The organism is Glutamicibacter sp. (assembly GCF_050701915.1).
GTDB lineage: Bacteria > Actinomycetota > Actinomycetes > Actinomycetales > Micrococcaceae > Glutamicibacter.
Window position 1 is genome coordinate 50,300 of the sequence record NZ_JBOGEG010000009.1, and the last position, 11,671, is coordinate 61,970.

Sequence of the window (11,671 nt, forward strand, 5' to 3'; positions counted from 1 at the left end):
TAACACGTTGAATTGCAGGAACACTTGATCTTTGCCAATCCCCACCGTCGGATTGACGGTTGGATCCGCGAGAATCCCGGACGAGTTGATTTCATCAACGGGCTCCTGTACACGCTCTTTTGCATACCAGCAGCCCTCAGCCTTGCTTCTTCAATGTCGACTCCTGCTACCTTTCTAGCCGTACTGAGCCTTTCACTCCTTCAATCCGCGCCGCTGATGGTACGGCGCCGTTACCCATGGTCCGTTACCCTTGTCGTGGCCTTCGGACACCTGCTGCAACTCGCCTTTGACGGGCTAATAATGTTCTCGCAAGTCTCTGTTCCGATCATGGTCTACACCATGGCCGTTTACGGGAAACGCTGGCAGTCATTCAGCACCCTAGGTCTGGGTCTACTTGGCGCCTTGCTGGCAACGTTCAGCATATTCCCCGCTTCAAGGATTGCTCCTGATCCAGCGCCTATCTTTACCTTCGACATGATGATCTCCTTCGTAGGTCTGGCGTTGGTCGTCACTGTTTCGTGGGCTTTCGGTGACTTAGCGCGCACGAGGCGGCTGGCCATGAAGTCCCTAAAGGACCACGCCGAGCGTCTGGAGAAAGAACGTCTCATCGAGCGCGCTCTAGCAGCTTCCGACGAGAGAAACCACATTGCCCGCGAGATGCATGACATCGTGGCCCATTCGCTTTCTGTCATCATCACCCAAGCCAACGGGGCACGGTATGCGGCGGCGAAAGACCCGGCGATTGCCATCGAGACCCTGAAGACGGTTTCAGATACTGGCCGCGCATCACTGAAAGAGATGCGCAGACTCCTGGGCGTTTTACGCAAAGATGAGGAATTGGAAAATCGCCCTCTTCCATCGCTGGCAAATGTACCTGAACTGGTAGAAAGCGTTGCCGTGTCCGGGCTGAACGTCCAGCTCGAAACTTCTGGAACCCCGCGGAAAGAATTACCGGCGGGCGCGGAGCTCACAATTTATCGATGCATTCAAGAATCACTCACGAATGTCATCAAGCATGCTGGGCCGGACACACAGACCCAAGTCCATATTGAGTGGACTTCCCGAGGCCTGAATTTGAGCGTCAGCGACGATGGGCGAGGTGCCGGTTCTATCGTCCTCGAAGGTGTGGGCCAGGGGCTGCAGGGCATGAAAGAACGCGTAGCCTTATATGAAGGTACCTGTACTGCACTCCCCCGGACCGGGGGCGGTTTCGCCGTTAATGTTTCGATCCCATACACCGAGGACTAATATCCAAATGCCTAAAACAGATGCCATCAAGGTCGCTTTGGTCGATGATCAGCTCTTGGTTCGCAGTGGCTTCAGAATGCTCATTAATTCCCAAGAGGATATGGAGGTCATTGTTGAAGCTGGCAATGGCCGTGAAGCGCTAGCTGCACCACTGATGTCTCAGGCGGACGTCATCTTGATGGACGTGCGAATGCCGGAAATGGACGGCATCGAAGCTACCGAGCGCCTCCTGGATCCGGATAAGAAGGCCGCGGATGGCCCCAAGATCATCGTGCTGACGACTTTCGACATGGATGAATACGCGCTAAGCGCCATTCAAGCCGGCGCCAGCGGCTTCCTTCTAAAGGATGCTCCCCCAGAAGAACTCTTGGAATCCGTGCGCACGGTCAATCGAGGAGATGCCGTCATAGCACCTTCGACCACTCGCCGATTGCTGGACCACATGGCGCCAATGCTCAAGAAGAGCTCGTCACAGCACAATGATCACCTGATTGCCGCTGTTGAATCACTGACACCTCGCGAACGGGAAGTGTTTGGCTTGATCGCGGAAGGTTTTTCCAACCCGGAAATCGCAGGAAAACTATTCCTGTCAGAAGCTACAGTCAAAACCCATGTCGGCCATATTCTGGCCAAATTGGAAGCGCGTGACCGGGTCCAGGCTGTAGTCATCGCCTACCAAACCGGAGTCGCTACCCCGTGACTGAATGAAAAAATTGAGGTGTTCCGCTCGAATTTGCAATCGAGCAGAGCACCTCAACTTCTTTTAAGGAATTCTTACTTCTCTTCCTCGTAGCGCGGGAATACAGGCGAAGGAGCTGGGAGCTCAGTCCCTGGAACCAAGGCACTCTCAAAGGACTCAAAGGTTCGCGCCGAACCTTCGCCAACTGCCAACGCATTGAGCATAGAAGTCATTGCCTGGGGCAATACTGGCTGAAGCAGCAACGCCACCTTCCGGACAATCTCAATGGTCACATACAAGACAGTAGCCATACGCTCAGGATCGGTCTTCTTCAGCTTCCATGGCTCCTGCTCAGCAAAGTAAGCATTGGTGTCACCTAGGACATGCCAAACGGCTTCAAGTGCCTTGCTGAATTCCTGACGTGAGAAAGCATCGCGGTTGATTTCCAGCAGCTTGCCAGCTGCATCCAGAATCTTCTGATCAGCTTCCAGCAATTCGCCTGGGGTTGGGACTGTTCCCCCACAGTTCTTTGCAACCATCGACAGAGAACGCTGTGCAAGGTTACCGAAATTATTCGCCAAGTCACCGTTAATACGGGCAACGATGGTCTCATGGTTGTAACTGCCATCGGCGCCAAATGGGACTTCACGCAGGAAGAAATAGCGTACCTGGTCCAGACCATAACGGTTCACAAAATCATCTGGGGAAACCGTATTGCCCAGAGACTTAGACATCTTCACACCGTTATTGTGCAGGAAACCATGGATCATGACGCGCTTAGGCAGCGGCAACTTGGCGGACATCAGGAATGCCGGCCAGTAAATCGCGTGGAATCGCGAGATGTCTTTGCCAATGACGTGAACATCAGCAGGCCAGTACTTACGGAAGGAAGCAGAATCAACGTCTGGGAATCCAACACCCGTCAGGTAATTGGTCAGGGCGTCTACCCACACGTACATGACATGCTTCTCGTTACCCGGTACCGGGATGCCCCAGTCAAAGGTTGTGCGAGAAATGGAAAGGTCGGTCAGTCCGCCTTCGACAAACCGTACTACTTCATTGAAGCGCGAACGAGGAGCGCCGAATTCAGGGTTGTACTGGTAGTATTCCAGCAGCTTGTCCTGGTACTTGGATAAGCGGAAGAAGTAGGATTCTTCTTCAGTCCAGGTAACTTCGGTATCAGTTTCAATGGCATAACGGATGCCATCTTCGCGTACTTCCGTTTGGTCTTCGGTGTAGAAGGCTTCATCACGAACCGAGTACCATCCTGCGTACTTATCCAAGTAAATGTCATCATTGGCTTCCATACGGCGCCATAGCTCCTGGGCAGCCGCATGATGGTCCGCATCAGTGGTACGGATGAATCGGTCATAGCTTGTGCCCAACTCATCATTCATGGCTTGGAATGCATCAGAGTTGCGCTGAGCCAGCTGAGCCGGCGTGACTCCAAGATTCTCTGCGGTCTGCATCATCTTCTGGCCATGTTCGTCGGTGCCGGTCAAGAAGAAGACGTCAAAACCATCTAGGCGCTTGAATCGAGCCATAACGTCGGTAGCCACTACCTCGTAGGCATGCCCAATGTGCGGGGTACCGTTCGGGTATGAAATAGCCGTGGTGATGTAAAAAGGTTTCTGCTGAGAAGTCACGATATAAATTTACCTTAGCTAGCGTCAGAAAGCGGATTTCCAGATACTACTGACTCGTCACATAATCTTGTCCAAATACTCCCAGAAGGCGCCACGAAGTGTACGGCGGATGGTCTGCTGATCAGTTTTCCATTCCCCTAGTACTTGAGCGCAATCCTTGAGCAAAGTCCTGTCAATTTCGGGTGGCAGCTGCGGTTTGTCAGCAATTAGTTCTACTACGTCAGACTGTGTAGTAAAGGCAAGCCAAGATTCAGCAACCTTTGCACCGATCTCTTCTGCAACCTTCAACTCTTGTTGCTCGTAAGCTGCGGAACCCTGATAGCCAGAACTTTCACCACCACTGGAGTAGACCACCACAGGTTCAGCTTCCCGTTCAGCGGCTGGTCTGATGACCGGCTTCTGAGCCATGACGGCAGGAGTAGGAACCAATGGTTTGGCGGCTGGTTTTGCTTCTGTATCTGAAGAAGCACCAGCAATCAGAGACGTCTTTTCAGAATGATTTTTGTCCCATTCAAGAACCTTGGTGAATGCACTATCCAATAGTTGATTTGGAACGATTTCAATGTAGTCAGCGGTCAACGCCAGATGCTCAGCCACCGAGGCTACGCCAAGTCGGCTATCGGACTTCGCTACGCCTAGCAACACTACTTTCATGCCCAAGTCTTGCGCTTCTTCAACGGCTTCGGCGAGGTCGTCATCGCCGGAGACCAAGTAAGCAATTGAAGCCGAACCGTTACGGGCAACTCCTACAAGGTCCAGTGCCAGCCTCAGGTCCACACCTTTTTGCTCGCCGTTATAGGAGATACGACCTAAACGGACTTTAACGCCGGGTATCAACCCGATCCGCTTATGCTGTTCAGTAAATAGCCCGTCTTTCGAGGCGTCATACCAATAAACGCGGAGATTATTCAGACCCGTGTTCTTCTTTACGGTTTGCACGATCCCGCGTACCAGCGCCTCATAATGTGTTGTGAAGGCTGAACGTAGGGTTGTTCCGGCGGCACGATGACCGCCTAGTGAGAGTAGAAATCCGGCATCAATAAATATTGCAGTTTGATTCATCATGATTCTCCCAAACGCCAGAGGTTATTGGTTTTTAGAAACTAGGTCGATGGCCTTCATCCAGCGCGCAAGCACCGCTTTGTCGGACAGATTTGCATCGAACCAGCGACGCGCAGCTTCAGAGAAAGCTGCTCTTAGGTCCTCATCCGTGAGTAATGAAACGACGCTATCGGCAAGCCGTTTCAAATTTCTGTTATCAATTAGATAACCCGTTTCCCCATCTTCAATCAGTGAACTCGGCCCATATTTAACATCAAACGAAACTACGGGGGTTCCTGTAGATAACGCCTCTGCAATTGTTAATCCAAACCCCTCGCTTTCGGAAGTAAAAATAAAAACTTTCGTTTTGGCCATTTCTTTCAAAGGTGTAGGTGTTACCCCTCGAAGAGTAATGTTTCTCTCTAAACCGTGCTCCTTGATTAAGTTTGTAATCTCCTGTTCCATGGAACCAGATCCGAAGATCTCCAACTTTGCATCAGGCAAATTATCAGCAATAAGTCGAAACGCTTCTATTGCGTCTGCCAGTCCTTTGCCTTCCTCCAACCTCGAGATCATAGTCACGTCAAAGTTCCGGGGATTACTATTAATCTCACTTACTGGCAAGGCCGCAATTCTGTTCGGAATGACACAAATAGGGATCTCAACGCCATACGAAGTGCGTAAATCGTTTGCTTGCTCACTGGTTAAACAGATAACTGCGTCAAAGTCGCTTAATTTATTGAAGTAAATTCCATAGTGCTTTCGTTCACGCCCACGCTCGTCAAGATGGTTCATATGAATAACCGGACAAACCTTAAATCTATCACTTTTCAGCCGCAAAAATTGCGGTGGTACATTATTCCCATCACACAATAACAAATTTGAACTGGAATTTATGCAAACGACGTTACTCACAAAGTCTCGGCGCCAATCCCATATGCTTTTGTAAAATTTAATCTTGTTTTTGGAATCCCAAGACCAGAATCCAGTAAATTTCCCAGTCTTCCCGTTTACATCTTGGCGCAGATAGCAAAACCCATTGACACTTAAGTATCTTTCGTTAACAAGCGAACCATTCGCATAGTAACGTACAATTCGTGGAGTTTTACGACCATAAAAGAATTCCTCTTTTCTGATCAATGACGCTTCATCGAAATACTGAATACTAATTAACTTTCTGGATGCTGCTGATCTAATAACACGTGCTAGGAGATTTAGTTCTTCGTCGAAATATGACTCGCAAATTTCTTCTTTGGTGAACGTTAAATGCTGATATGTTTGAGGATAAATTTCAGGCACGTAGCCGCTTTTATCGGAATATAAAGAATCGTAATACTGGTAGGGGTTATGTACTCTCACTTTACTATTCAACCGCCCATTTCTGATTCTTTCCCGAACAGCCTCCTCAAAATATGGCATGAACTGATAAAGAACGACGGATGCATCTTCCCCTGCCTCAACCATCAACGAAGAACGGCTAAGTACCGCAGCTGTGAGCCCACCCGGGCCCATATCAGGCATAATAGAAACTATTTTCATTTTTCCTTAGTTGTCTAGTTAATAGAACCCTAGCCCACGAAGAATGTTTTTGTTCGCGGGCTAGGTATATATTATGGAATTATTACTATTTATAGTTCGAATTCACTTTTTGCTGGCAATAGTAAATCAAGAGATTTTCGAATAAATCTGTCCGTCTTTACCCTTTCATTATCAGTTTCTGGTGTCGAACCATCATTTATGACGATACAATCCTTGTCGCGTCTCCTGATTAGACTCTTCATTCGACTTTGACCGTCATTAGTGGCGGGATCAATATAGTCGTACTTAATTTGCCCTGGCACCGCATTACCCTTGGCCAATGAGTAATTGAAGTAGAACGAGCCGGAGACGGCGATATCAGTAGTGTCTCTAAATTGAGCAGACCTCGTAATTTCAAAAGCCTCCGGGAACTCCGCCTCAGCTTTTTCAACAATTTTACGACTGATAGCACTCGGCGTGTGGAAGAACTTTCTTGAAAACAACTGATAACCCTTTGATTCCAGCAAAGTACGCGCATTTTTAGCGGCCACTGTGGAAGCGTTATCTAGTACTGAGACATCAGTGAATTCGACCATAGCCCGTGAGAAGAACACTTTTGAAACACCGTTGCCAAAGAAGAACGCACTCGGGTCCAAAGGGCGAGTCAAAAAGAAATCGTCATTAAAGTACAGGTAGTGATCTGCCAATCCCTTAATTCGATGCAAGTTTGACTCAATGGCGTGAGAATTAAAGTTCGGTAGCCCTGTTTCATCGGGCCAAATATCGTGATGTGAAACAATTTCCACGCGAGGATTGGAAGTGTCGAGCCACGACGGTGTCTGACCCGCGGTTACTATCCATATCTTCCGAATCCACGGGGCAAACTGATCGATTGATCGAAGGCTATATCTAAGCTCGTCGTGATCCGCGAATCGAGCATCCGAGACAGCATCATCAACGAATTGTTCTTCGTCTAGAACATGTAGCGCACTAGCTTTCTGTGCTTGCCAAATACTATCTGCTCCATCAACCCAAGTGTAAACGGCATCAATTTCAAAATCTATCTGCGTTGAAAGTGGCAATCTCGCTTTTTCTACTGCACGCGTAAACTCGTTTTTACGAGTGACCGGGTTTGGCAGTAACGTCGCATTTTCGTTCCATACAGGTGCAACGATAATATCTGGACTCCCGACGCTTTCCAGTTCGTTGTCAACGAGTTGCTCATTGGAATGAAACTGGGTCTCATTCCAAAAATGGATCTGCACGCCCTGTGCCGAACCTGAGCGGAAACTCGAAGTGGAGTTGTAAGCCACACGCTCGTAAATTCGGATTGCCGAGTACCGACCCAAAGAATTGAATTCGCGGAGAAGGCGTGGCCCTGCTGCTGCCTTACCATCCTGATCCATTAATTGGAAGTACCAGTGCGACAATTCAGGTCTGCCCCGTAATACCGATAACAAACGGCCGGCATTACAGTCCATGGTATGAAGAACGCTTGCCGATCGAGTTTTGGTCGGAAATTCCCAGAATAGCATTCCCTCTTCATCAAGAATATCGGCTACAGCTGTCCGTGACTTTTCGTGCACGGTACTAAGATTTAGCTTGTCACTAACACGGAAAAGGATCTGTTCACCACCAGCTGGTAACAGCATCAGGTCAGATCGAACGTTGTTTTCGCGGAGCCTTCGTATGGATCTTTTCTTCTTTTGCTGTCGAGCCACCACGTCAAGCTGCCCCTGGACCTTTCGGCTGATCTTAGATCCAATCCGTTTGGTCTTTCTAGCAATCACGTTCACAAAGATTTCCTTCATCGCATCTGTACGAGCTTGAATATGCGCGACGCATACTCATGCGCGCCTAAACTCCGACCTCAAGACTACCCTGAGACTGGTGGACTTGAAAGTTCCTGAGTCCATTTCCGTCACAATACTCCATCGCATGTGTTTATCCGCGGGTTCTCATCGATGCTCCTATTTTCTAGGACATAAGCTAACAATGGCTATTGTGCTGTGTTGACTACTTCTGTTTCCGAGAATCATGTGAACTGTTGGCCGACCAACGTCAGCCTAGTTTTTATCCTTGCTTAGCCATTGGCACTGGGCACGAATCTTGCCTGGCAATTGCAAGTGCTAGATGTAGTTTCTCGGGATGTTGTGAACACTAGAGAATGAAGAAGACCTCCGGCAGGATGTGGGTTACCACACTCACCATCATGCACGGAGGTCTTCATGTCCCACGCTAACGCACCACTGACTCCCGAAGGAAGACGACGCCTAGCTTCCTTGATCATCGATGACCACTGGCCCATCCGCCGCGCGGCCGAACGATTCCAAGTCTCACCCGCAACAGCCTCGAAATGGGCAGCCAGATACCACGCCAACGAACCCCTCGATGATCGCTCCTCACGCCCTGCGCGCTGCCCGACGCGACTGTGCCGCAAGCGCGAACACCGCATCATTTCCCTGCGAGTCAACCGCCTATGGGGTCCACACCGAATCAGCTACCACCTCGGCATTCCCCGCAGCACTGTCGAACGCGTCCTGGCCCGCTACCGGATGCCCAAGCTAGCGCATCTGGACCAGGCCACAGGGCTGCCGGTGCGCAAGTCTCCCAGCGTGCGCTACGAGAAGCAGGCACCAGACGAGCTGGTGCATGTGGACATCAAGAAACTGGGCCGCATCCCAGAGGGCGGAGGCTGGCGCGCGCATGGGCGCGGTTCAGCCCAGGACCGCCGGGCCGGCACTGCGAGGGACCGTGCGGCACGCCGAGGCGCCGTGGCATCACGGGGCTACCTGTTCCTGCATCACGCGGTCGATGACCATTCGAGGTTGGCCTATTCCGAGATCCTCAACGATCAGACGCAGGAAACTGCGGCCGGTTTCTGGGAACGAGCCCGCGGTTTCTTCGCTGCAGCGGGCATTGCCGTTACCGCGGTGATGACCGATAACGGTTCCTGCTACCGTTCCAAGGTGTTCGCCCGGGCGCTAGGGCCGGGCATGAAGCACCGGCGCACCAGACCGTATCGACCACAAACCAATGGGAAGGTCGAACGGTTCAATCGGACGCTGGCGCAGGAATGGGCATACGCGAGGGCTTATGACAGCAAAGAAGCCAGGGCCGCAGCCTACGGCGCCTGGCTTCATCACTATAATCATCATCGACCCCACACCGGGATCGGTGGTCTTACTCCGTCCGATCGTGTTCACAACCTCACGGGGAACTACAGCTAGCGGTCGCAAGACCTCTGATATCGCCGTTTTGCGGTTCATGTAGGATTATTCAGCAATCTTTTGTTTACAACATAGACTAGCGATGATCACTAATCAGGCGGGAACCTTTATATCCCGTTAAACGCAGAGACACTTAGGATAAACGGGTATGAGTCAAAATGAAGCCGCGATGAGAACTGTCGCGGCGCGATTAGCCGCGCACGAAAAGTCAGCGATCCTGTTCACCCGATTCGATTCCTCTGCCCTCGCTGTCTCTGCACGAGTACCATTAATCGGTTCTAACGTCGCTATTAGAGCCGTAGCTAACGCAGACGGCACTTTCACTGTCGGGGCGACTGGACTCAATACAGGAGCCAATCGTTGGTTACATGATTTTTTGATTACTACAACACGTATCACTTTCACTTCCGATGGTAAAGACATCCATGCCACGAGTGTTAACGTACGATTCGATGACCTCGTAAGTGAAATGATCGCGGCGGCAGAGCGCGTCCTTTCATTCCGCCGTCAGGAAGAATATGGTGCTTACCACTCTTCGACGACTATTAATACCTACTGGTCCTCCGGAACCCTCAATTTTGGCGACTGGATTGGTCCGCATCTGCTTAAACATATGACAGGCCGTCAACCAATTCAGGGCAACAGGCAATCTGCATCGACACGAATCTTGTACACAGTCGGTTCAGTCGCAGGATGGTTCAAGCGAAATAATGTCGATGTGTGGGGTAGCGGCCTAATTAAGCCTCTGGCAACCGATGACATCGCAGTAAGACGAAAGCTGCGAGGCATCAAGATACACGCTGTTAGGGGAAAGCTAACTCAACAGCATCTCGCTGATTCCCTTGGTTGGACGGTCCCAGATGTGTATGGGGATCCCGGATTGCTAATGCCAGATATGATTTCTTCGCCGGAAACCAAACTCCACGAAATCTCCCTTGTTCCGCACTACGTCCACCGCGAAGCTATGCTTCAAGGGGACCCTAGTTCCAGTGGCGCAAACGTCATCGACGTTCGAAGAGACATTCGCGATGTTATCCCAATGATTGCTGCCGGCAACACTGTAGTTTCTTCGTCATTGCACGGCCTGATCATGGCACAAGCATACGGTGTGCCGTGGGTATGGCTGGACGTTCAGGATCAACCGCTCACCGGTAAAGACTTTAAATTTAACGATTTCTTCTCATGCCTCGATGGAGATGCAGTTGCACGAGTGCGCGTTACGAAGGACGAGCTGCACAATCTTCCTTTGAATTCGATCGCACAGGAAGCTTCATTGCCCGCCTTGAACATAGATCTCGATAAGTTGAGGAACTCACTACCGGTACCTGCAATTTCAGCTCCGGCAAACCCAACATTCATGACTAATTTGTCAAATTAGGTTAGTCAAAATCGCCTAAGCTGTTTTGCGTCACGTTCTTTCCAAAGCATGGGTGGAACCAACTAAAGAGGTACTTTAAACATGAAATTCCTAATTGTCGGCGACTCTCACACACAGTATTTTGCCGTTACGAACCAGGTCCGCGCGCTCAATCCAGCACTTCGAGGTGTAAAAGCCATCCCTAAAGTAGTAAGCGCTTCCACTGTTTCAGGTGTTGGAAAGCTAAACTCTACTCTAGAATTGGGAACAAATATTCAAAAATGGCGGAACGAAGAGGCTCCAGACTTTCTGGTCCTTAACTTGGGTCAAGTTGATGTGGAACTTGGACTTCCATTTCGCCAATTTGTGCAGGGGTCAGAAGAGGAACCAAGCTATTGGCTCGACTATTTTGTTGAAAAATACTTCGAATATCTAAGCAGCATCGATGTAGACAAAACGAAGTTAATCATCAAAGGTATCAATCTGCCCGTTCTTTGCTATGACTGGAAGAAGGCTATCAAATACATAACCCGAATTGTAACCGAACGCTTCTCTGAATCCCCCGACGATATTCTCCGTAAGGACTCCGTATTAAAGAGTTTGACAGATAGCTATATGTCTGACATTCAGCGTAGCGACCTAGCAAGAGAGTTTAACCAAAAAATTTCCGCCAAATGCGAAGAATTTGGCTTTGCCTACTTTGACATTAACGACAAGTTGGTTGATCCAATGACTGAAATGATCCACCCTCGATTTATTCCTTCGAAATTTGATCATCACATTACGGATTCCCTCGAGGTGCGCTTGATGCATTGGGAAATGCTACTTAAGACGGCTCGTAGTATCAAATAAATTCCATTCGGTAATAGAACTCTTACCGTTCGATAAATTCGATATTGTCTCAACTGGAGCTGAATTGTTTAACATCAAGGCCGGACAGGTGTTTCTGTCC

9 protein-coding genes are annotated in these 11,671 nt (G+C 49.8%); 5 read left to right on the top strand and 4 right to left on the bottom strand.

Annotated elements, in window-relative coordinates:
- The first annotated feature begins 24 nt into the window (after positions 1-24).
- Together ACRDT3_RS08025 and ACRDT3_RS08030 are read left to right on the top strand one after the other, a co-directional pair.
- A complete protein-coding gene (locus tag ACRDT3_RS08025; RefSeq protein WP_431492470.1) occupies positions 25-1,248 on the top strand; it encodes a sensor histidine kinase in 1,224 nt (407 codons plus the stop codon).
- Between the two features lie 7 nt (positions 1,249-1,255).
- Positions 1,256-1,948 (top strand): response regulator, encoded by a 693-nt coding sequence (locus tag ACRDT3_RS08030; RefSeq protein WP_431492471.1) that lies wholly within the window; start codon positions 1,256-1,258, stop codon positions 1,946-1,948.
- 74 nt (positions 1,949-2,022) lie between these two features.
- Here ACRDT3_RS08030 and metG read toward each other — a convergent pair whose 3' ends face one another.
- The 4 genes from metG to ACRDT3_RS08050 all read right to left on the bottom strand — a co-directional run bounded on the left by metG (position 2,023) and on the right by ACRDT3_RS08050 (position 7,928).
- A complete protein-coding gene (gene metG / locus ACRDT3_RS08035) occupies positions 2,023-3,573 on the bottom strand; it encodes a methionine--tRNA ligase (RefSeq protein ID WP_431492472.1) in 1,551 nt (516 codons plus the stop codon).
- A gap of 57 nt (positions 3,574-3,630) precedes the next feature.
- Positions 3,631-4,638 carry an NYN domain-containing protein gene (locus ACRDT3_RS08040; RefSeq protein WP_431492473.1) on the bottom strand — a complete coding sequence of 336 codons (1,008 nt, stop codon included), beginning with the start codon at positions 4,636-4,638 and terminating at the stop codon, positions 3,631-3,633.
- 21 nt (positions 4,639-4,659) lie between these two features.
- Positions 4,660-6,153 carry a glycosyltransferase gene (locus ACRDT3_RS08045; RefSeq protein WP_431492474.1) on the bottom strand — a complete coding sequence of 498 codons (1,494 nt, stop codon included), beginning with the start codon at positions 6,151-6,153 and terminating at the stop codon, positions 4,660-4,662.
- A gap of 89 nt (positions 6,154-6,242) precedes the next feature.
- Positions 6,243-7,928, bottom strand: coding sequence for a Stealth CR1 domain-containing protein (locus ACRDT3_RS08050; RefSeq protein WP_431492475.1), 1,686 nt, complete (start codon positions 7,926-7,928; stop codon positions 6,243-6,245).
- Positions 7,929-8,360: 432 nt separating this feature from the next.
- Between ACRDT3_RS08050 and ACRDT3_RS08055 the strand changes: the two genes are divergently transcribed.
- The 3 genes from ACRDT3_RS08055 to ACRDT3_RS08065 all read left to right on the top strand — a co-directional run bounded on the left by ACRDT3_RS08055 (position 8,361) and on the right by ACRDT3_RS08065 (position 11,571).
- Positions 8,361-9,362, top strand: a complete 1,002-nt coding sequence (locus tag ACRDT3_RS08055; protein ID WP_431492476.1) for an IS481 family transposase — start codon at positions 8,361-8,363, stop codon at positions 9,360-9,362.
- Between the two features lie 148 nt (positions 9,363-9,510).
- On the top strand, positions 9,511-10,740 hold the full coding sequence (locus ACRDT3_RS08060; RefSeq protein WP_431492477.1) for a polysaccharide pyruvyl transferase family protein: 1,230 nt from the start codon (positions 9,511-9,513) through the stop codon (positions 10,738-10,740).
- 81 nt (positions 10,741-10,821) lie between these two features.
- Positions 10,822-11,571, top strand: coding sequence for a hypothetical protein (locus tag ACRDT3_RS08065; protein WP_431492478.1), 750 nt, complete (start codon positions 10,822-10,824; stop codon positions 11,569-11,571).
- The last annotated feature ends 100 nt before the right edge of the window (positions 11,572-11,671 follow it).